Source organism: Psychroserpens sp. NJDZ02, assembly GCF_004843725.1.
In the GTDB taxonomy this organism is placed as follows: Bacteria; Bacteroidota; Bacteroidia; order Flavobacteriales; family Flavobacteriaceae; genus Olleya.
Genome location: NZ_CP039451.1, coordinates 1,017,893 through 1,038,133, shown reverse-complemented (window position 1 = coordinate 1,038,133; position 20,241 = coordinate 1,017,893). Strand labels below are relative to the sequence as shown.

The window sequence follows — 20,241 nt, the reverse complement described above, 5'->3', positions numbered from 1 at the left end:
TCGACTCGTTCAGTGATATTACGAACTTAAAATAGTATTTGGAAATTGTTTTATTTAGGCTATATGCTTCTTGTAATAAGCGCATAGTTCCTCAGCAGAAGCGCCAAACCATTTTTTGATATAGATCAAGCAGAAATGATATTGTAGTTTCCAAACGCCGTGTTTTTCATATAATCGTGCTGAGGTTTTTAGTTTTTCATTAATGACCACAAACTCGTTACGTTTATACAGCTCATTTATTAAAATATTGTCTTCGTATATTATATAAGACTCGTCATAGCCACCAATATCATCAAATAGTGGTTTGGTAATAAACTGACTTTGATCACCACCACGACTAGCTCTCCAAGAGAATTTAGTCAACCAACTAACCAGGCGTAACCACCAATGGCTACTATCAAATTGTAATCTGAAACAACCAGCATTATTTCCTTTTTTAATTTCTTCTAAAATTAAATGATCATATCTGTTAGGAGGAAAAGAATCGGCATGTAAAAAATAAAGAATGTCTCCTTTAGAAGCTTTGGCACCAATATTCATTTGTTTTGCACGTCCTTTTTCTGATTGCAATACTTTAATGTTTAAACCTAATTGGTTTATAATATTAACGGTGTTATCCGTGCTTCCGCCATCTACAACAATAATCTCTTGAATGGTGTTTAAGGATGCGTTATCAATTAAATGATATAAGACGTCAGTAATGTGTTCTGCCTCGTTTAAAACCGGAATAATAATACTTATCATGCTTTATTTACGTAAGTTTTATTGGGTTGGTTTTAATTATTTAAATCCCAGTTGTAATCTTTGTAGCTTATTTTAGCTTTCGCTGAAATAGTTATGTCTGTATACTTGTTTAAAAAATCAATTAAACTTCCGGTTTGTTCAAAATCTTTATCAAACCATTTAAATATTTTTGATAATTTTAAACTGTTCTCTTTGATCTCGTTACGTTTAGTATCGCTTAAAAACTGTTTAGTTGCAGCGGTTAATTGCGTTTCTAAATTTGAAGCTGTAAATGCGGTATTTTGTAATTTAGGACAAGAATAAGAAGCGCAAACAATTGCAAAGTGTATTCGTGGTTCGTCCATTTTACGTAAAACTTCATGCTCAATGTCTTCTAAACTATACCATTTATCTCCTAGTTCCCAAAGTTTTTGACCCCAAGGATCTTTAATGTCTTTGATGCTTTTTACAGGATAGTTTTTTATAATTAAATCTATTGTTAACGCGTTGTATGCATTAATCCAATAGGCTAGTTTTTCTTCTTTTGAAATAGAGTCAAATTCGGGATTGGACTTTAATAAATCCAGGATATATATGTATTCTAATAATTTTTTATGATCGGTTTTAAATGATTTGTAGTTTACATTTCCGTTATCAGAAACATGTTTTTGTAATAATTCATTCCATATAAAATGAATGTTAGAATGCTCTGTTTTGGTAAGAATTTGATTGAAAACAACTGTGGTGTCTTGTTCTGTTTCCGTTTTTGTAATAGTGCTTTCTTCTAAGACTTTTGCATTCATTTTGGCAGTACTGTCTTTTTTAATTTCAGCGACAGCTTTCTCTTTTAAAATAGGGGATTCCTGAGTAGCTTTTTTTGCATTACAACAAGAACTAAACAGTACAATTAAAAGTAATACAATGCTATTTTTCATTTTTTTAAAGGATATAATTCTTGACTAATAAAATCTTTTGGAAACGTTTCGTCGCCTTCAAAACCTAACTCGATATCACGACCATCATGCGGAATGTAATTGGTTTTAAAAATATAATCCCAAATACTTAACGTAATCCCAAAGTTAACACCAAACTTTGTGTGCTCTGGTAATTGTTTTACGTGATGCCAAATGTGCATTTTTGGGTTATTAAATACATATTTTAAAGCGCCATAATCCCAACCTAAATTAGCATGATTTAAGTGTCCAACAGTGATTGCAAAAAAGTGCACAATTGCTACATGTTGTGCATCAAAACCACCAATAATGGCAATAGGAATGTATAGCATGGATTTATACAAAATAGGTTCCATCCAATGGTAGCGTAAATGTGCTGCAAAGCCCATTTCTTTAACACTATGGTGTACTTTATGGAAGTTCCATAAAAACTCAAAACGATGTAATAAATTATGAGTTATCCATTGCGTAAAGTCAGAGATTATAAAAAATATAAATAAGCCTAACCATAATGGTAAATTGTCAACATCAAACAGCTGAAAGTTAGAAATAGATAAACCAACAACGCCTAAAATATCATCAAAAAAACCAGCAGCAGTATTAGATAACGCTATTAAAATGATAAGGTTTAGCAAAAAGAAATTAAAGAACATATAAAACGTGTCCAACCAAAAATCTTTACGGAAAATAGATTGGTTTTTACGCCAAGGAAACACAATCTCTAAACCCCAAACAACTAAAGATATTAGGATTAATCCATAAAAATAGTTGTCCCAGTTATTTGGGAATATAATTTGGTGTTTTAGATAGTTCCAATAACCAAAATAGGCGTTTTTTATTATTTCTAAATACTTTTCCATAGCTGGCTAAATTAGCCTTTTAGTTGCTTTTTTGATGTAACTAAAGTTACATGCGTGTTATAGTGTTTCTATCAACCCTTTAAATAACGTAATCATATCTGGCTCTGCTTGATTAGCCATTGCAATAATTTCGGTAATATCTACAGGTTTTAGATTACTTGGGTCGCATTCATCTGTTAAAACTGACACAGCAGCCACTTTTAAATTTAAATGATTAGCAACAATTACTTCCGGAACAGTACTCATACCAACAGCATCGGTACCAATAATTTTTAGCATACGGTATTCTGCTCTAGTTTCTAATTGCGGTCCGACAACACTAGTGTACACACCTTCGTGCAATGTGATGTTGTTTGCTTTTGCAATGGCTTTAAATTTTTTGTTAATTTCTAAATCGTAAGGCGCACTCATGTCAACAAAACGTTCGCCTAATTCTTGCACACCTTTAAAAGCTAAAGGCGAACTTCCTTGTAGGTTAATATGATCGTCAATTAGCATTAATTCACCTTTCTTAAAATCTAAATTAATGGCTCCCGAAGCATTAGAAACTAATAATGTTTTAATCCCTAATTTTTCCATAACTCTAACAGGGTAAGTCACGTCTTCTAAGCTGTAACCTTCATAGATATGAAAGCGACCTTGCATTACAATTACTTTTTTACCTGCTAAATTTCCGAAAATTAATTTCCCTTTATGAAACTCGACAGTCGCAGTAGGAAAATTAGGAATATGATTATAGCTAACTTCTTCTATAATTTCAATTTCGTCAGTTAATTTACCTAATCCAGTACCTAAAATAATACCAACTTCAGGATTGTTAAATCCTTTTTCTTGAAGGTATTCGACTGTTTTATTTATATGTTTTATCATATTCTATTAAAGCTTTAAGTGTTTGGTTATTTTTAATGTCTTCGTAAGTGTCAACATCATTTAGTTGTTCTAACAAAAATACGCTTTCATTTTTTAAATTTTTAATAGTGTCATCAAATACCGTTTCGGTTCCCCAATTTTTATTTTTAAACACGTCTTTATGCAGGGTTTTCATTCCTAAAAGGTAATAACCGCCATCTTCGGCAGGACCAATTGTGACATCGTTTGTATCCAATGCTTCAAATGCTTGCGTGATATGTTTGGGTTGTAAATCGTGTAAATCACTCCCAACAATCACAATTTTATTATAACCTGCGTCAAAACCAGCTTTAAAAGCGTTTTGCATTCGGATACCTAAGTCGTCACCAAATTGTTGATGTTTTTGGTATATATTACTATCCCAAAGATCGTTTTCTCTGATTTTAACCGAGTAGTAAACTGCTTTGTCGCTGTCTATATTGCGTAAAACACTTTCGGTATGTTCTAACAATTTTATATATATCGCTAAAGCGGAAGTTTCGCCGATGGTCTTGGCTAATCTTGTTTTTACTTTGCCTAACTCTGGGTTTCTGGTAAAGGTTATTATTAGGTTTTTATGAGCCATTAGTTAGTGTTCTTTTTTGTAGGTTTTACTTCAAATACATGTTCTCCTTTTGTTAACCATTTGCTCCATGCTTCGTTAAAGGTGTGTACTTGTTCTGTTTCTTTTTCTTCGGAATCTACTACAATAAAATCATTGTTTTTCCATTCGAAAATACCGCCATAAAGATTAAGTACGTTGGTGTAGCCTTCGTCTTTTAGCTTTTTGGCAATCGTTTCTGATCGTATGCCGAGTGAGCAATAGACTACTATTTTTTGATCTTTATTAGTGTGCTGTGTTGTTACTGTTTTAATGTCAAAAAAGTTATAACCAACTAACATTGCATCTTTAATATGGCTCACTTCAAACTCTTTAGGTTCGCGCGCGTCTAAAATAATAGCGTCTGTTTTTGGCATTGCTAATTCTTGCACAGAAATATATGGGACACTATTTTTGTTGTGTTTTTTTAGTAACTCATCCAACGTGTCTTGCGCTATGCTTTGTGCAGCAAAAAGACTTATAAATAAAAATAATACTGTTTTCATAGGGTTATAAATTAATTCCGAAACCTTGTAATCCACTTTCTATTGCTGGTAAAATTTCGGTGTTATCCCAAATTCCCGTAATAATGGTTCTTGCATATTCTTCTGGCAATAATCCATTTTTCATTAAGCTATTGGTTAACTTGTAATTATAGTCGAGGTTGTGGTGTGTAAATTTCATTTCGCCATTAAGGTCTTCTAAAATAGCATACCAGACTTGTGGCGTTCCATCGTTGGCAGGCATCCCAATAACGCCTGGGTTTAGCCATAATTTGTCCTTTTGTTCATGACTAAAAGGCAAACCGCAATGTCCCGCAATAATAACATCACTATTGGTGGCTTCTAATGTTTTTGATTTAACAGACCAATCTGTAGATTTAAATACAAACTCCGAGACATTAAAATAATCACCATGCACAACCGCTACTTTTTTATTGGCATAAGTAAATGTTAGATGATCGGGAATCGTTTTAAGATGGTCAATGGAGTTTTTACTCAGCTGACTTTGGGCAAATGGATACCATAGTTTTGAAAATCCATCACAACGTGACCCTTCAGTAAAGTCGCAACCACAGTCTTCTTCGCCTTCAATTAGTTGTATTTCTACATTCCCTAATACACTATTGGCTTTCCATAATTTAAGCAATTGAACTGTTTCTTCTGGTTGTGCGCAATAGCCAACAATATCTCCTGTACAAATACAGTTTTCTGGTGTTATTTCTTCTTTTTCGGCAACCGCTTTAAGTGCCTCCAAAGCTTGTAAATTACTGTAAACGCCTCCAAAAAGAAGCACTTTGCCAGATAATGTGCCAATATGTTTTATTGTTTTATCCATCTAGGAACGAAATATAAAATGTTACAACTAAAAATTCCCCAAACATTTACCCAAAGTAAATCGGCATAACGCCCTTTAGTAAAAATTAATGCCTCAGGAAATGCTTTAAATATTAATAAAAAACCAAAAAGGATGCCACAACCCACGCTTAAATAAAAACTGATTATAGGCACTTTATAATTCCAGAATAGAAAGATTGGTGTTAAACCAATAACCATAGTTCCGGAAATGGTGGTTGCTGATAGGATTTCGGCATTAAAAAAGATTGGAATGGTCCCTAATAAGGCAATTGCAACCATTGCTAATCGTCCAAAAGACAAACTTTTGCCTAAGCCTAAATCCACAGCTAATAGTTTTGAAAATGATGAAAAAGTAGAATCTAGGGTTGATGCTGCGGAGGTTATCATTATAAAATTAATGGCTAACAATACCACCACACCAAATGCTTTTCCAACTTCAACTGCTGCTTGCCCTTTAAAACCTTGTGTTTGTGCATAAACACCAATAATACTGAATAACACAATACAAATAGCACCTAATAAACTGGCCCATAAAAAGCTTTTTCTAGTCACTTTAGGAGAACTTATAAAGGCTCTGTCTGTTAAAACGGGGTCATGAAAAGGGTAACTAAAGGATTGAATTATGGCTGCAAAAAACAGGTTTAAACCCAGTTCAAAACTCCAAGTTCCGGACGTTGCAATGTCTTTTGCTGTAAAATTTTCAACAGAAAAAATAGTATATAAAATAATGATTAGCAGTACAGAAAATAAGACCATTTGGATCACATCCGTAAAAATAGAACTACTCAAACCACCTTTAATGGCATAGCTTAGCGTTAGTAATGTAAATACAATTATGGCTGTGTAATAGCTGGTGCTTCCTGTTTCTCCAAAGTAAGAGCCAATAACCATGGTGTTACTCCAAACCTCATTAAATAATCTAATAATGATTAAAATAGTAAAAACAGCAACAGCCTTTTTGCCAAACTTACTGGTTAAAAATTGATGGATACTGGTATAACCACCTTTGGTACGTAATTGATATATTAGTAATCCTGCAACTGCAAAACTTAAATAATAGCCAGCATAAGCCACACCACCAACAATACCAAAATCTAAACCTAAATTAGCCGCATTGGTAATGCTTTTGGCAAAAATCCAAGAAATAATAAGGCTTCCCGTTAGGACTAAAACGTTTGGAGATTTTTTATTGTGATTAGCTTTAAAAAAGGACTCCGTAGTTTTAGCGTAAGGGGATAGGAGAAACAAGATTAAACTTGATCCCACTACCAAAATCCATTGCCAAATTTCTGTACTCATCTGTTAGTTTTCGTCCCACCAAACTGGGAAGTTTATATCGTTACCGTTTGTTGCGTTTGCAGCTTGATTATAATTTTCGGCATTCAATGCATCTTCCTCTGCAGGATAAGGCATTCTTACAGGAATTAATCCATTATTTAAACTTGCCGAAATAGTATTAAATTCAGGGAAACCTGTGCGTCTGTAATCTACCCAACCTTCATAACCGTTAATAATATTGGCAATCCACTTTTGGGTGATAATTTGTTGTAAAGGAGTGGTGCCAACAGCATCAAAAGCTGCACTTTCAGTTAAGTAAGATGTGGGCATATCAGTCTGCCAATATTCAAAAGCTTGTGTTACGCCTGTTTCATATAGCATTTGTGCATTTGCAGAAATTAAACCTTTAGAAGATGCTTCGGCTAAAATAAAATGAACTTCCCAAGACGTCATAAAATTGGCGTCTAAGACCGAAGTGTCTTCTCTAAATGCAGAACCCGCTAACGAGTATTCCGCTAAAGCAATAGATGTTGATGACGCATCAATACCATTTAGTAGACCGTTATATTGATTAGTTGTGGCGTTTTCAAATGGTCTGAAAAAGGTGTTAATTCTATCATCATTTAGGTTAATTAAAACGTTTTCCATAGTTTCCGATAATACAAAATTATTGAAATCTCCAACACGTAATTGTGCTAATCTAAAGCTGTTTGGATCTGTATTGGTAAAGTTGAATACTGCGTTTTCAGCTGTAGCTGAAATAAAATCGCCTGAATTATATAGGGCTTGCAAGTCTCCTGAAACATCGATTTTATCCGATAGTCTCATTAAATATTTTAACTTCAAACTATTCGCGAATTTCACCCAAGCATTTAAGTCACCATTAAATAAAATATCTCCTTCCAAAGGAATGGCTAAATTGTAGTTTTGGATGGCTGCAATCCCTTTGTCTAAATTATCAAGGATTCCGTTGTCGTCTAAATAAATAGATTGCTGTGTATCATAAGTTGGTGTAACGGTTCCGTTAACGCCATTAAAGGCTTCAAAATAGGGTACATCTCCAAATAAATCTGTTAATCCTGCTGCCATGTAGGCTTTTAGGATTAAGGCTGGACCTTCATAGACTTGAAAAGTAGCTGTTGTTCTGGATTGTGTTAGTATGATTTCGTTGTCACGCAAATTCGTATAAAAAATAGGCCAAGGATTTCCTCCTAATTGTGGCGATTTTAAATCGTGTCGGTCAAATAGGTTAAAGTCTAAAGCGGTTCTGTGTTGCGATAATAAATCGCCAGCAACAAAACCTTCGTAACTCATTTGTTCGCCAAAATCGTAAATAACTTGACGCAGTAACAAACTTGGTTGTACAGTGTTTGGTGCGTTAGGATTAGTATTAATCTCTTCAAAGTTCTTGGTGCAACTTGTGGTTAAAACAAGCGCGAAAAAACTTAATATATATAATGTGTTTTTCATGATGTTGCCCTTAAAAATTTAAACTTGCTTTTAATCCAAAACTACGTGATGAGGCATAACTCATATCCTCAACTCCGCTTACAAAACCATTACCCTGAACCGCTAATTGTTCTGGGTCAAAATGTGGGTTTTCTGTAATAACAAACAAATTGCGACCAATTAAGGATACTGCAATATCGCCACCTTCTTCTAGCCCTAAAAAGCCTTCTTTTAGTTTAAAATTGTAACCAATAGAAAATTGTCTCAACTTTAAGTAAGACGCGTCATAGACATTGTTTTCTTCATGGTTTCTGTCGTAAAATTGTCTGTAATAACTCTCTGCAGAAATGGCAACTGTATTGGGTTGTCCAGTTTGCGTAACACCTTCCGCAATAATTCCGTCTTCTGGTCTATATTCTGTTTCTGCTAATTGACCACCAACATTCCCTAGAGCACTTGTACGAGATACAATCTCTCCTCCTTGTCTCCAATCAAACAAAAAGCTTGCAGTCCAATTTTTATAATTAAAATCGTTATTCCAACCTAATGTAAAATCTGGATTATAGTTTCCTAGTTTTTGTAGCGTGTTATCAGCAATATAGTTTCCGTTGTCATCAATTATAAATTGTCCATTTTCATTTTTCAAATACCCTGTACCATAAATATCTCCAATTTGCCCACCTTCTTCCACTTGAAACCAAACGGTTTGGTTGGCACTATCGTAAATTCGGCTATAAGCCAAAGTTAAACGACCGTCTGCTTGCGGTAATTCTTCAATAGTAGCTTTGTTTTTCGCGAAGTTAAACGTCGTGTTCCATTTAAAATTACTGGTTTTAATTGGTGTGATACCTGCAATAATTTCGACACCAGTCGATTTTACTTTACCACCATTAACCACTTGTTGGTTATAACCTGAGGATATAGGAATAGGTAATGATATAATCTGGTCTTTGGTAATTGCGTTGTAATAGGTAAAGTCAAAACGGATGCGGTCATTTAGAAAACGTAAATCTGCACCAAACTCGTAATTAGTTGTGCTTTCTGGTTTTAAATTAGCGTTAGGAATAAAATCCTGATTGCTAAAAGTTGGTTGGCCATTATAAGGTGTTTGAGAGATAAAAGCGGCAGATGTTTGATACGCATTAGTATCGTTTCCTACTTGTGCTACACTGGCTCTTAGTTTTGCAAAAGACAACGCTTTTGGAAGTGTGGTAGTATTAGATAATATAAAACTGGCTGAAGCCGAAGGATAGAAAAATGAAGTCCCATCGACTGAAAAAGGAGTTGCTAAAGCACTAGACCAATCATTACGTCCTGTAATATCTAAATACAGAAAATCTTTATAACCTAATTTGGCAATTCCGTAAAAAGAATTAATGCGTTTTTTAGAGTCAAACTGAAACACTTCAATAGGTGATGCTGCATTATTTAAGCTAAAAATACCCGGTTGCGCTAAGTTGACGGTTTGAGCTTGTTTTGTGGATGCCTTCTGGTCTAAACGGTTTCCTCCAGCGGAGATGTCTACTTTAAAATCGCCAAAGATTTTATTATAATTTAATAAGAAATCTGTGTTAATTTCTCTAAAAAAGACATCGTGTTCTGCGTATGCACCATTTTTAAATCGGTTGCTAGAATAACTACGTTTTAATTCTCTTTTTTCTGAAGAGTAGTCCATTCCTGTTCGGAATTGTAAACTAAAAGCATCGGTAAATTGATGCTTAAAAGCCACATTACCAAACACACGATCGCGATTAAAACTGTTGGTGTTTTCGTATAAAATAAAATATGGATTATCAAAAAATGTGTAGTTAAAACTATATTGTTGCACACCTTCTAAACCAGGTTGCCAATAATTTTTTAAGCTATTAATATCTAGACTTCGTGGTCCCCAAGCTACCAAACTATAATTTGCGTTTTCGCTTCCATAACCATTAGATGGTCTATTATCACTAGTAGAATTTGTATAAGAAATAGAAGTTGAAATTGTTGTTTTTTCCGTAGGTTCAAAATTAAGCTTTGCAGCAACAGTTTGTCGGTCTAAATTAACACCAGGGATAATAGATTCGCTTCTTAAATCTGTAAAAGACAAACGGTAATCTCCTGTGTCAAATCCATTAGAAATAGCAATATTGTTTATAGTTGTGACGCCAGTTTGATAAAAGTCTTTTAAGTTATCCGGATTGGATTTTAAAAGTGTTGGAGTAATGGCGTCTCCGTTGTATAAAGCAGTATCTCCACCACGTACAATGGTTCCGTTTGGCAAAACTACAGGACTATCAAATTGTGGCGTAAAAATACCAGCATCCAATTGTGGTCCCCAAGAATAGGTAATGTTATCATTAATACCACCGCCAAGACCATCAACATATTCAAATTGTCCAGAATTACCTTGTCCGTAACTATTTTGAAATTCTGGTAATCTAAAAGCAGAATCTACAAATACAGACGTATTAATACTAATCCCTAAGCCCTTTGACTTTTTACCATCTTTGGTTTTAATAACAATCACTCCGTTTGACGCACGCGTACCGTATAATGCAGCAGCACTTGGTCCTTTTAAAACCGAAACTTCTTCAATATCATCCGCATTAACTTCCATCGCACCATTTCCGAAATCTATTTCCTGAAAACCTGCAGCAGCCTCGTTTGTAAAGTTAAAAACAGTGTTGTTATTGATAGGAACACCATCGACTACAAACAGCGGATTGTTGTTGGAGAAAGAGGCTTCGCCACGAATCGTAATTTTTGAAGACGATCCAACACCTGTTGCGCCTTGAGAAATCGTAACCCCAGCTAATTTACCTGCTAAATTGTCTAAAAAATTGACCGCTTTAACTTCTGTAAGCCCTTTTGAAGATAACGATTGTACCACATAACCTAGCTCTTTAGTATCGCGTTCCAATCCTAGGGCTGTGATAACTACTTCGTCTAAACTTGAAGCATCTTCAATTAAAGCAACGTTTATAATAGTTTGATTAGTAATGGCTATTTGTTGCGTTTTATACCCAATAAACGAAAACGACAAAGTCTCCGTATTATCTAAAATAGTAATAGAATATTGCCCATCATTATCAGTAATTGTTCCGCTATTATTGCTGGTCACAATGTTGACGTATGGTAATGTTTGACCATCTTCAGCACTTGTAATGGTACCTGTAATTGTAGTTTGCGCGATGCTAAATGTTGATACAAGAAGCAAAGCACATAAGTAAATGTGTTTCATTTAAAAAGATTAGTTTCAGAAATAAAATGACTTAAAAGTCTTTAGTTTTTAATTGAAACTAATTGAGGAGAGCCTTTGTTAAAAAGGGTGTGATTTATAGTAAAACCGATAACTATAGCAGTGTATAAAAGTATCGCTTTCGCGGAAATACAAAGCTGGAGTAATATTGTTTTTACTGCTTTTGAAATAGTTTTATAGCTATTTAATATGGAAGATATATCTGAAGCCGAGTCAATGTCAACCAAAGTTTCTAGTAAACTGAAGCTAATATGATTGACAGATAATAACTGTAATGTGGTTGTTTTTAACGCTGAGGTTTGCCAAGGAAGTTGACTAAAACGTTTAGTATTAAATAACGCTTTATTAAGTCCCATTAAATAAAAACCACCATCTTTAGAAGGCCCAAAGACTAACTGATTGTTATTTAGTTTTTGGTTAGCATCATTTAGATGCTTGGTTTTTAAATGAGGCGTGTCATTTCCAATCGAAATTATATTTGTAAAACCTTTGTCAAAAACGGTTTGTATGGCATGACTAAAACGTGCACCAAAAGACGTTCCTTCTTGCTGCGCTTCAGTAAAATGAAAATAGGGTAGTCCTGTTTTCTTTACTTTATTAATGGTTTCATTAGTCAATGTTTCAAACAACTGACTATCTGCAAAAGATTTGCGCTTGGCATCCTCTTTAGCAGAATTTGAAAAAATTAATATGGCCGTTTTTTTTGTCATTTTTTAATTTCCGCGGAAGCGAAAAATCTATTTTAACTATGCAACAACACCTTGACAGCTGCTTCCTGCACCTGCAGTACAACCATAACAATGTTGAGAAATTATAATGTTTCGTCCTTCTAATAATTCTGTTTTGTACTCAGAAATGTGTTTAGACTTACTGTTTACAGGTAGTTCTAGCATTTGATTAAAATCGCAATCAAATAAATAACCATCCCAACTTACAGACAGTGTATTAGTACACATGACGTTTGCTACAGCAGCAGGATTATAAGCTTCTACTAAAGAGTACATGTAATCTTCGTAGTTTTCTGAAGCAATTAAATAATCTAAAAAACGAGCAATTGGTAAGTTTGTAATGGCAAATAAGTTATGAAACTGAATGCTAAAATCTTCCGATAGTGCTTTCTTAAAATCTTTTTCCATAGCCATTTGATCACCAGGTAAAAAGGCACCTGAAGGATTATAAACCAAGTCCAGTTTTAAGTCGCTTCCGGGCATACCGTAACCAACAGCGTTTAATTCTTGCAATGCTTTTATGGACATGTCAAAAACACCTTCGCCACGTTGTTTATCTGTTTTTCCTCTAGTCCAGTGTGGCATAGAGCTTATAACATGAATATTATGTTTTTTGAAAAATTCGGGTAAGTCGTAATACTTTTTGTTAGCACGAATAATGGTTAAATTAGAACGGACAATAAAATCTTTAATTCCAATTTTTGAAGCTTCTTCTACAAACCATCTAAAATTTGGGTTCATTTCTGGAGCACCTCCCGTTAAGTCTAAAGTATGTGCACCAGTTGTTTTTATAACATCCAAGATTTGTTGCATAGTCTCTTGGGTCATAATTTCCTTTCGGTCTGGACCTGCATCTACGTGACAGTGCTCGCACACTTGATTACACATGTAGCCAACGTTAATTTGTAGTATTTCTAGTTTTTTCGCTTTAAGCGGAAATTGACCAGTTTCAGAAATTTTATCTTTGAAAGTCGGTAATTCGCCATCAGCAAAAATACCACCAGATAAAATCTCTAATTGTTTATTGCTTTGTGCTAAATCGCTTCCTAGTTTTTTAAGGGACTTTGTTGCCATTAATACAGTTATCTTGTTTGTAGTCTACCTACGAAATTAATTAATCATTGGTTTTAATATTAACCATCTAATTTGTTTACTTTATTCATCATTTGCACACCATGAGCTAAAGTTGCTCCAGCTTTTATAGCCGCTCCTACATGGACTGCTTCCATCATTTCTTCTTTGGTAACACCACGTTGTAAACCATCTTTAGTGTAAGCATCAATACAATAAGGGCATTGCTCTGTGTGTGCTACAGCAAGCGCTATTAATGACTTTTCTCTAGCAGTTAAAGCGCCTTCTTCAAACACTGTACCGTAGTAATCAAAAAACTTGTTTCCAAGTGTTTCGCTCCATTCTGTTATTTTCCCAAATTTTCTTAGGTCCGCTGGATCGTAATATGTTTTTGCCATTGTGATTTTTTTTTAAAGATATAAATCTAAAACCGTTTTGTCGTAAAGTTTTAGTTGTACTAACAAAAGTACCGTAATTTCCGATAAATTAATAGGTGGTAGGTTTTGGTAATGTGTATTTTTTGGTTTGGATAATCTCGTTTTCTAGGACTGTTTTATTTAAAAAATAAAAGATGTCGTCTAGATCTTCAGGATGCACGTTTGCAGCATCGTGAGTCCCGTTTTTAACAATGTTTAAAAAGTAAGACGCTTCTAAAGTATCTAGTTTTTGGGTAATAGTTTTAGCGCCATGTAGCATCATATACCCTGTTTTTTTTGGTTGGCAATTTTGGTGAGGAGCACTACCATAGGGTACAGCGCCATCCTCTGTGCCATGAGTAAGAGCTACAGGTACCATATTGTCAATAGTTAGGGCGTCTATGTCTAAAAAAGCACCAGAAAAACCAATGACACCAACAAAAGTAATGTCTTTGTAAACGGTTAAGTCAGGTATAAAAAAGGGCCTCATAAAGACCGCGTGTAAAGCAGTTTCTGCACCAGAACTACTTCCTGCAGCTATTATTTTAGTTGTGTCTACTTGTAGCATCGCACTATTTTGATAGATAAAATTAGTAGCGTCTAAAAAGTCGATCACTGCCTGATTAAATGTAAAAAGCTTATCCTCTTTACTGCAATTGCAACCAAAACCTGTTTTGGTGCCTTTACGTAGTAATCGGTAAGTAATAGAAACGCCTATATATCCATTTTTATTTGCTGCATTTACAATGTTGACCTCGTCAATACCATTACGTCCGCCTCCAGAAAAACCACCGCCATGCATCCAAATAACAACAGGTAAACTGTCTGTTGATTTTATATTCTCTGGTGTATAAACATCTAGTTTAAGTGTATCTAATCCTTTTGTGGCGTAGGTGTAAGTTTTCATGTTTTGTGCAGGACTTGAGAGGTAGGTTAATATTAAGATGACTAGATATAGATTTTTCATAAATCGTATTAGAAACAAAAGTTTGGTCAAAAATAGGGGAATTTTTCTGACATTTTTTTTCTTTTTATTAATCTGTTGTGATTAAACAGCTAATAGATTTAATGTTTAAATCAAATATTATGTTCTATCGGTTTGTATTTAAAACGTCTTGTGCCGTGTCAAGATCGTATAATGTTGTATTTTATATTAGTCTTTTCTTAGTGCTTAATTAGTGAGACTTTGAAGATATAAATTTTTAATTTAGCATTAAATTTATGTTTCTATGGACTATTTTGTAATTATCTCTGTGTTAGTGTTTATGGCTGCGGCTTTTGGTTATCTAAACGTTCGCTTTTTAAAAATGCCAAACACTATTGGTTTAATGCTAATTACAATCGTGTTTACATTTGCGGTTTTTATACTTAGTTATTTTGATGATACATTACTAAATGCTGAGCGTTTTATTATCACACAAATAGACTTTAAAGAAGTTTTACTTGATGTTATGCTTAGTTTTTTGCTTTTTGCAGGAGCGCTTCATACTAATTTTGAACAACTTAAAGTGCAACGTTGGCCCGTTTTAATATTTGCAACATTTGGTGTTTTGTTGTCTACGTTTTTAGTCGGTTTGATCATGTTTTATGCCTTGCCAATAGTTGGTTTACATGTTGATTTTGTTTACTGTTTATTATTCGGGTCTTTGATATCGCCTACAGATCCTATTGCTGTTTTAGGTATTCTAAAAAAAGCAGGAGCGCCAAAAGAATTAGAAACAAAGATTGTAGGAGAGTCCTTATTTAATGACGGTGTTGGCGTTGTTATATTTTTAACCATTTTTAAAATAGCAAGTTTAGGTATTGATAATGTGAGTGCTTTAGAGGTTGCGGAATTGTTTGGTTTAGAAGTTATAGGAGGCATTGGGTTAGGTTTAGTTTTAGGTTGGATTACGTATAGACTAATGAAATCTATAGATGATTATGATATTGAAGTTATTATAACCCTAGCAGCAGTTATGGGAGGGACTGTTTTAGCACAAAAATGGCATATTTCTGCACCATTGGCAATGGTTACAGCGGGTTTAGTTGTAGGTAACGATACTGTTAGAAGCAGTGCTATGTCGGAAACCACCGAGGTTTATGTCGATAAATTTTGGGAGTTAATAGATATTCTTTTAAACACAATTCTGTTTGTATTAATAGGGATGGAAATGTTAGTGCTTACTTTTAAATTCGAGTATTTAATGGCGGGTTTAATTGCAATACCTTTAGTGCTAGCATCTAGGTATTTGTCATTATTAGTGCCTATAAAGTTTTTTGAAAATAAATTAAATTTTGTGCCAAAAACCAATTTAATCATGACTTGGGGAGGATTGCGTGGTGGGATTTCTATAGCATTAGCTTTAGGGCTTACAGAAGCTATGGAGCGTGATTTGTTTTTAGTAATTACTTATGTTGTTGTGGTCTTTTCTATTGTGTTCCAAGGGTTGACTGTTGGTAAGCTTATTAAAAAGTTAGAAGTCAAATAAAGGTTATGCGTAATTTTATAACACTTTTAGCTGAATTTAAAAAAGTGCAAATACCCATAGCTTTTATTACGATATACAAATGTTTGGGTCTACGCCTTGCATTGTTGGTTCTACTATGATAATGACCAAAGACAAGCCGTTTTAACATTGCAAGAAAATAGAATGTAGTTACACGTTAGGGCTATAGTTTGAGCACTGTTGTGTCGGGAACGCCAGAATTATTTTTATTCGGAGAAGGACATATGGGAGTAGGAATCTGTAAACTTTTAGTAGACACATCTTTTTAAGTTAATCTTATATGTTTTCGGGATAATTGTTTTTTTTATCTAGCATTAGACGCATGTGTCGCAACTCATCAAACCACCTAAACCGATTTTAAAACGTTTAAGGGTGTTGTAAGATGAGGTAATAATAACTACGGTTTGGTTTTGATACATAATCGTGCAATCGACTTTAATATTACTACAAGTGCATTAAAAAAAAACTAAGTTAATTTGTGCTGAGCTATAAGATAATATGCCTTCGAAGGGATTGCTCTGATCTCTTGTAAGAAAATAATGACTATTATTGTAGTGACTAAGGATGAGGAAAAACAAATCAATTATAGATAAATTAACTGCGCTTTGGGCTTTAAACGAGTCTGGGTTAGGTGGTTTTTTACACGTGTTTAATTCGCCATTTACAGGTTTAATAGTTGGTGGTGTTTCAATATTATTAATTAGCTTAATTGCTTTTTATGCTAAAAATAAATGGCAAGCTATTTTAAAAGCATTGGTTATTGTATTGATTATTAAAATGGCGGTAAGTCCGTATTCTCCATTCGGAGCTTATGTTGCGGTCAGTTTTCAAGCCCTTTGTGGTGCGTTTTTATTTTCTAACTTTTCTTGGAAAGGTGTTGTGTTATTGGTTTTAGGGATGGTGACTTTTTTAGAGTCCGCACTGCAAAAATTAATAGTACTAACAGTGGTTTATGGTGCTGGTCTATGGGAAGCTATTAATATTTATGGTGCATGGGTTCAGCAAAAGTTAGACTTTGTCTCAGAAACCTCCACCACATCTTTTTTGGTCACGTTATATCTGGTCGTATATGGTATTTTTGGACTATTATCAGGAGTGTTTATTAAAAGTATTATTACGATAATAGCAAGTAAGCCCGAAGTTGATTTTTATTTAGAAACAATGCCAAAGGAATCGGAAAGTACTAAACCAAAAGTGCCTTTTAAAACTAAAGTTATTTGGGTTTGGTTAATTACGGTTGCTGTAATTGTTTTGGGGTTTTCAATATTTGGAGGTGCGCTTTTTGGGTGGCAAAAAGCCATTTATATCGTGTTCCGTAGTTTTCTTGTTTTGATGCTTTGGTATTTAGTAATTGGTCCTTTTTTATTAAAATTGGTTCAGAAATACTTAAGTAAAAAAGAATCTAAGTACCAGCAGGACATTGCTAATGCGATGGATTTGTTTCCTTTTTTTAGACAAATTATTTCATTTACATGGAAACAAACGCAGCATTTAAAAGGATTCAATCGGTTTAGGTTTTTTATAGCGAATAGCATTTCTAATTGTATTCATTTTAAAATACCTTCGGAATGATTTATATCCTCACAGGAGCAATACGATCTGGGAAAACGACAGCATTATTAAACTGGTCTAAAAACAGGAATGATGTTGATGGGGTATTGTGTCCCGATGATGCTAACGGAAAACGCTATTTTCTGAAATTAAAAAGTGAAATAACTTTTAAGCTTGAAGCTGAAGCTGAAAAGGAAGCTATAGTTGCAATAGGTAATTTTAAATTTTTACAATCGGCTTTTAATGAAGCTAATGACTATTTGACTTTAGAAGCTTCAAAAACAGAAACTAAATATTTGATTATTGATGAAATAGGTAAGTTAGAATTAAAAAATGAAGGCTTGCATATTTCAACCGAAGCTTTGAGTGCTCAATTTGGATCTAAAGATAACACACATCTTATATTGGTTGTCCGGGATTATTTACTGGATGCTGTTTTGGAGTATTATGGGATAACGGAATGTGCTATTCTGACTACGGAAGATTTAGAAAATTTAATTTAACTAAAAATAGTTTCGCCTAAAGCATAGTAAATCGCCATTATTGCCGAGTATATCGCACTTGCTAAGAATCGCCATTTCAATTTAAATCTATTTTGAATTAAGTAATTTGCTAAAAACGAAACAGGAATATTTACTAAAAAGGACCAAAAGGCAATTTCTATTAAATTAAAACCAATAGAATTAAATTGCCAAGAAACCAATTTGATAAACAGTAGGTGTCTTACAACCCAAAGCGGGTTAAAGTATGCTATTGCTAAGCCGGTTTTGGATATTACAGCGCGTGCACCTTTTAAATCTTTAGTCTTTTTTACAATCCAATCAAAATAGTTGGGGATTTCAAACGCGTAAAAAGTCGCGCCAATAAATGCTATTCCCAGCAAACGATGCCAATAAAACTCGTCAACTATTAAAGCGGCTATTGTGTCTCCAGCACTATAAATAAGTGCGCCTTTAAGGATGTTTTGTGTTTTGTAATGTAGTGCGATAAGACGTTTATTTTAAATCAGATTGTAGCAAGCAGTAAATTTCGCTATCCAAAAATTGACCATTGTAATAGTAGTTTTCTCTAAATATAGCTTCTAGTTTAAATCCGAATTTAAGTAACAGTGTTTTTGAGTTGATATTTTCAATATTAACATTAGCAGAATAGCTATGAAGATTTAAATCTTTAAAGCCAAAAGTAATTAGTGTGTTTAAGGCTTCTGTCATATAACCTTTGCCCCAAAAATCAGGATGTAAAATATAACCAATTTCCCCTCTCGAGTTTTGTTTGTCAATGTGGTGAATTGCAAAGTCACCAATAACAGTATTGGTGCTTTTGTCTACAATAGCCCAGGTAATTCCTTTCCTTTCTTTAAAAGCTTTTATGTAGCCTTCAATTCTTTGTAAAGTATCTTCAACACATTTTGGAATTGTTGTGTCCATGTATTTGGAGATTGCCTTATTGCTTCTTAAGTTTAAAAGCGTTCGCGCATCCTTTTTTGTATAAGCTTTATACAATAGACGTTCGCTTTCTAGTTCTGGAAAAACATCAAAAACGGACTTGTTTATTTTTGTTTCTTTACTCATTTAGGCTTTTTTATACAAACTCATTAATAACTTTTTAGGTGTCATTGGTGTGTAATATTGGAAATGAGATAAAAACATAATACTATAACATCAATTCGAATGAAAGTCTTAAGCAAAATAATCGAGAAGTTTTTCTTATTTGGAACTTCTCGATATATTTTGTCTATAAAGGTAAATACATCCAATTGATGTAGCCGTTTATTTAGTACTCAGTTTTATCCATTTTCTTAGTCCATTCTTGAAAAGGCTCTAAAGCAATGTCACGAGCTAATTGCTCAAATGGGATACTTCTTTCTGCATACGGTAATGGGATTTCTTTGTAAATAAATTCGTCATCAAAACCAATATTAGCAGCATCTACTTGATTACTTCCGTAATATACTTTGTCTGGTCTAGCCCAGTAAATAGCACCTAAACACATTGGGCAAGGCTCGCAAGACGTATAAATTTCACAGCCGTCTAATTGAAACGAGTCTAAATTTTTACAAGCATCTCTAATAGCGGTCACTTCTGCATGAGCAGTTGGGTCGTTAGTAGAGGTTACTTTATTGTTTCCGCGTCCTACAATTTTTCCGTCTTTAACAACGACACAACCAAATGGTCCACCTTCGTTGTTATTCATTCCCTTTAGAGCTGCGCTGACAGCTTCTTTCATAAATTGATCTTTGTTACTCATACTATAATTTAAATTTTTAAGTTGAAAAATGTAGCATTAGCTAATATACTACTTTTTTATAGTGAATTATTAAGCTTTGGTTTAGTTCTTTAAACCAAAAAACCCGATTCAGATGAATCGGGTTTTTAGTGGTGGTGCCTCCAGGAATCGAACCAGGGACACAAGGATTTTCAGTCCTTTGCTCTACCAACTGAGCTAAGGCACCAGTAGCAATTATATTGCGAGTGCAAATATAGTTTCAATTTTAGAACTACCAAAGAAAAAAGTAAAAAATTTACAATATTTTTTTGAGTTTTCACCTTTGCAGGGTTTAATAATCTCAATGTCAGTATTATAAAATTATTAAGATTTTTATAGTAATGGTTTTGTAATTTTGTTCTTTTTAGAA

Annotated in this window: 20 protein-coding genes and 1 tRNA gene; 3 read left to right on the top strand and 18 right to left on the bottom strand. The window is 33.9% G+C overall.

All coding sequences use genetic code 11. The features are described 5' to 3' along the window. Positions 1–54: 54 nt before the first annotated feature. From E9099_RS04625 to E9099_RS04560, 14 genes are all read right to left on the bottom strand, one after another. Positions 55–744 carry a TIGR04283 family arsenosugar biosynthesis glycosyltransferase gene (locus E9099_RS04625; protein ID WP_136582538.1) on the bottom strand — a complete coding sequence of 230 codons (690 nt, stop codon included), beginning with the start codon at positions 742–744 and terminating at the stop codon, positions 55–57. 32 nt (positions 745–776) lie between these two features. Then, positions 777–1,658, bottom strand: a complete 882-nt coding sequence (locus tag E9099_RS04620) for a DUF547 domain-containing protein (RefSeq protein ID WP_136582537.1) — start codon at positions 1,656–1,658, stop codon at positions 777–779. Then, entirely contained in the window at positions 1,655–2,536 is an 882-nt protein-coding gene (locus tag E9099_RS04615; RefSeq protein ID WP_136582536.1) for a sterol desaturase family protein, read from the bottom strand. Before E9099_RS04615 ends, E9099_RS04620 begins: the two co-directional genes overlap by 4 nt. Positions 2,537–2,593: 57 nt before the next feature. Then, entirely contained in the window at positions 2,594–3,406 is an 813-nt protein-coding gene (locus E9099_RS04610) for a purine-nucleoside phosphorylase (protein WP_136582535.1), read from the bottom strand. Then, on the bottom strand, positions 3,387–4,010 hold the full coding sequence (locus tag E9099_RS04605; protein ID WP_136582534.1) for a TIGR04282 family arsenosugar biosynthesis glycosyltransferase: 624 nt from the start codon (positions 4,008–4,010) through the stop codon (positions 3,387–3,389). Before E9099_RS04605 ends, E9099_RS04610 begins: the two co-directional genes overlap by 20 nt. Then, complete coding sequence (locus tag E9099_RS04600) at positions 4,010–4,531, bottom strand: rhodanese-like domain-containing protein (protein ID WP_136582533.1); 522 nt, start codon at positions 4,529–4,531, stop codon at positions 4,010–4,012. The genes E9099_RS04605 and E9099_RS04600 overlap by 1 nt, the downstream gene beginning before the upstream one ends. Before the next feature lie 4 nt (positions 4,532–4,535). After that, positions 4,536–5,363, bottom strand: coding sequence for a metallophosphoesterase family protein (locus E9099_RS04595; RefSeq protein WP_136582532.1), 828 nt, complete (start codon positions 5,361–5,363; stop codon positions 4,536–4,538). Beyond that, complete coding sequence (locus E9099_RS04590) at positions 5,348–6,682, bottom strand: sodium:solute symporter (RefSeq protein ID WP_136582531.1); 1,335 nt, start codon at positions 6,680–6,682, stop codon at positions 5,348–5,350. The genes E9099_RS04595 and E9099_RS04590 overlap by 16 nt, the downstream gene beginning before the upstream one ends. Positions 6,683–6,685: 3 nt before the next feature. Beyond that, on the bottom strand, positions 6,686–8,131 hold the full coding sequence (locus E9099_RS04585) for a SusD/RagB family nutrient-binding outer membrane lipoprotein (protein ID WP_136582530.1): 1,446 nt from the start codon (positions 8,129–8,131) through the stop codon (positions 6,686–6,688). A gap of 10 nt (positions 8,132–8,141) precedes the next feature. After that, the gene (locus E9099_RS04580; RefSeq protein ID WP_136582529.1) at positions 8,142–11,333 is read right to left on the bottom strand and encodes a SusC/RagA family TonB-linked outer membrane protein; all 3,192 of its coding nucleotides are present in this window, start codon (positions 11,331–11,333) and stop codon (positions 8,142–8,144) included. Positions 11,334–11,374: 41 nt separating this feature from the next. Continuing rightward, complete coding sequence (locus E9099_RS04575; protein ID WP_136582528.1) at positions 11,375–12,061, bottom strand: DUF2064 domain-containing protein; 687 nt, start codon at positions 12,059–12,061, stop codon at positions 11,375–11,377. 36 nt (positions 12,062–12,097) lie between these two features. Continuing rightward, on the bottom strand, positions 12,098–13,153 hold the full coding sequence (gene arsS, locus E9099_RS04570) for an arsenosugar biosynthesis radical SAM (seleno)protein ArsS (protein WP_136582527.1): 1,056 nt from the start codon (positions 13,151–13,153) through the stop codon (positions 12,098–12,100). Between the two features lie 59 nt (positions 13,154–13,212). Continuing rightward, the gene (locus tag E9099_RS04565) at positions 13,213–13,548 is read right to left on the bottom strand and encodes an arsenosugar biosynthesis-associated peroxidase-like protein (protein ID WP_136582526.1); all 336 of its coding nucleotides are present in this window, start codon (positions 13,546–13,548) and stop codon (positions 13,213–13,215) included. 88 nt (positions 13,549–13,636) lie between these two features. Then, positions 13,637–14,533, bottom strand: coding sequence for an alpha/beta hydrolase (locus E9099_RS04560; protein ID WP_136582525.1), 897 nt, complete (start codon positions 14,531–14,533; stop codon positions 13,637–13,639). A gap of 262 nt (positions 14,534–14,795) precedes the next feature. On the opposite strand from E9099_RS04560, the gene E9099_RS04555 reads away from it, so the two are divergent. The 3 genes from E9099_RS04555 to E9099_RS04545 all read left to right on the top strand — a co-directional run bounded on the left by E9099_RS04555 (position 14,796) and on the right by E9099_RS04545 (position 18,109). Then, a complete protein-coding gene (locus E9099_RS04555; RefSeq protein ID WP_136582524.1) occupies positions 14,796–16,037 on the top strand; it encodes a cation:proton antiporter in 1,242 nt (413 codons plus the stop codon). A gap of 582 nt (positions 16,038–16,619) precedes the next feature. Continuing rightward, positions 16,620–17,627 carry a hypothetical protein gene (locus E9099_RS04550; protein ID WP_136582523.1) on the top strand — a complete coding sequence of 336 codons (1,008 nt, stop codon included), beginning with the start codon at positions 16,620–16,622 and terminating at the stop codon, positions 17,625–17,627. Next, positions 17,624–18,109 carry a nucleoside-triphosphatase gene (locus E9099_RS04545; RefSeq protein ID WP_136582522.1) on the top strand — a complete coding sequence of 162 codons (486 nt, stop codon included), beginning with the start codon at positions 17,624–17,626 and terminating at the stop codon, positions 18,107–18,109. The genes E9099_RS04550 and E9099_RS04545 overlap by 4 nt, the downstream gene beginning before the upstream one ends. On the opposite strand, the gene E9099_RS04540 is transcribed toward E9099_RS04545, so the two are convergent. The 4 genes from E9099_RS04540 to E9099_RS04525 all read right to left on the bottom strand — a co-directional run bounded on the left by E9099_RS04540 (position 18,106) and on the right by E9099_RS04525 (position 20,058). Next, a complete protein-coding gene (locus tag E9099_RS04540; RefSeq protein WP_205961018.1) occupies positions 18,106–18,489 on the bottom strand; it encodes a hypothetical protein in 384 nt (127 codons plus the stop codon). The two genes, E9099_RS04545 and E9099_RS04540, sit on opposite strands and share 4 nt — an antisense overlap. 112 nt (positions 18,490–18,601) lie before the next feature. After that, complete coding sequence (locus E9099_RS04535; RefSeq protein ID WP_136582520.1) at positions 18,602–19,177, bottom strand: GNAT family N-acetyltransferase; 576 nt, start codon at positions 19,175–19,177, stop codon at positions 18,602–18,604. A gap of 202 nt (positions 19,178–19,379) precedes the next feature. Next, complete coding sequence (locus E9099_RS04530) at positions 19,380–19,853, bottom strand: nucleoside deaminase (RefSeq protein WP_136582519.1); 474 nt, start codon at positions 19,851–19,853, stop codon at positions 19,380–19,382. A gap of 129 nt (positions 19,854–19,982) precedes the next feature. Beyond that, a tRNA-Phe gene (locus E9099_RS04525) sits at positions 19,983–20,058 on the bottom strand. Between the last annotated feature and the right edge of the window lie 183 nt (positions 20,059–20,241).

Bases quoted from the DNA above. Each gene is read 5' to 3' on its own strand.
- E9099_RS04530 (WP_136582519.1), bottom strand. From the start codon at position 19,853: ATGAGTAACAAAGATCAATTTATGAAAGAAGCTGTCAGCGCAGCTCTA.
- E9099_RS04555 (WP_136582524.1), top strand. From the start codon at position 14,796: ATGGACTATTTTGTAATTATCTCTGTGTTAGTGTTTATGGCTGCGGCT.
- E9099_RS04605 (WP_136582534.1), bottom strand. From the start codon at position 4,010: ATGGCTCATAAAAACCTAATAATAACCTTTACCAGAAACCCAGAGTTA.
- E9099_RS04600 (WP_136582533.1), bottom strand. From the start codon at position 4,531: ATGAAAACAGTATTATTTTTATTTATAAGTCTTTTTGCTGCACAAAGC.
- arsS (WP_136582527.1), bottom strand. From the start codon at position 13,153: ATGGCAACAAAGTCCCTTAAAAAACTAGGAAGCGATTTAGCACAAAGC.
- E9099_RS04545 (WP_136582522.1), top strand. From the start codon at position 17,624: ATGATTTATATCCTCACAGGAGCAATACGATCTGGGAAAACGACAGCA.
- E9099_RS04610 (WP_136582535.1), bottom strand. From the start codon at position 3,406: ATGATAAAACATATAAATAAAACAGTCGAATACCTTCAAGAAAAAGGA.
- E9099_RS04590 (WP_136582531.1), bottom strand. From the start codon at position 6,682: ATGAGTACAGAAATTTGGCAATGGATTTTGGTAGTGGGATCAAGTTTA.
- E9099_RS04575 (WP_136582528.1), bottom strand. From the start codon at position 12,061: ATGACAAAAAAAACGGCCATATTAATTTTTTCAAATTCTGCTAAAGAG.
- E9099_RS04550 (WP_136582523.1), top strand. From the start codon at position 16,620: ATGAGGAAAAACAAATCAATTATAGATAAATTAACTGCGCTTTGGGCT.
- E9099_RS04535 (WP_136582520.1), bottom strand. From the start codon at position 19,177: ATGAGTAAAGAAACAAAAATAAACAAGTCCGTTTTTGATGTTTTTCCA.
- E9099_RS04565 (WP_136582526.1), bottom strand. From the start codon at position 13,548: ATGGCAAAAACATATTACGATCCAGCGGACCTAAGAAAATTTGGGAAA.
- E9099_RS04625 (WP_136582538.1), bottom strand. From the start codon at position 744: ATGATAAGTATTATTATTCCGGTTTTAAACGAGGCAGAACACATTACT.
- E9099_RS04560 (WP_136582525.1), bottom strand. From the start codon at position 14,533: ATGAAAAATCTATATCTAGTCATCTTAATATTAACCTACCTCTCAAGT.
- E9099_RS04595 (WP_136582532.1), bottom strand. From the start codon at position 5,363: ATGGATAAAACAATAAAACATATTGGCACATTATCTGGCAAAGTGCTT.
- E9099_RS04615 (WP_136582536.1), bottom strand. From the start codon at position 2,536: ATGGAAAAGTATTTAGAAATAATAAAAAACGCCTATTTTGGTTATTGG.
- E9099_RS04585 (WP_136582530.1), bottom strand. From the start codon at position 8,131: ATGAAAAACACATTATATATATTAAGTTTTTTCGCGCTTGTTTTAACC.
- E9099_RS04620 (WP_136582537.1), bottom strand. From the start codon at position 1,658: ATGAAAAATAGCATTGTATTACTTTTAATTGTACTGTTTAGTTCTTGT.
- E9099_RS04580 (WP_136582529.1), bottom strand. From the start codon at position 11,333: ATGAAACACATTTACTTATGTGCTTTGCTTCTTGTATCAACATTTAGC.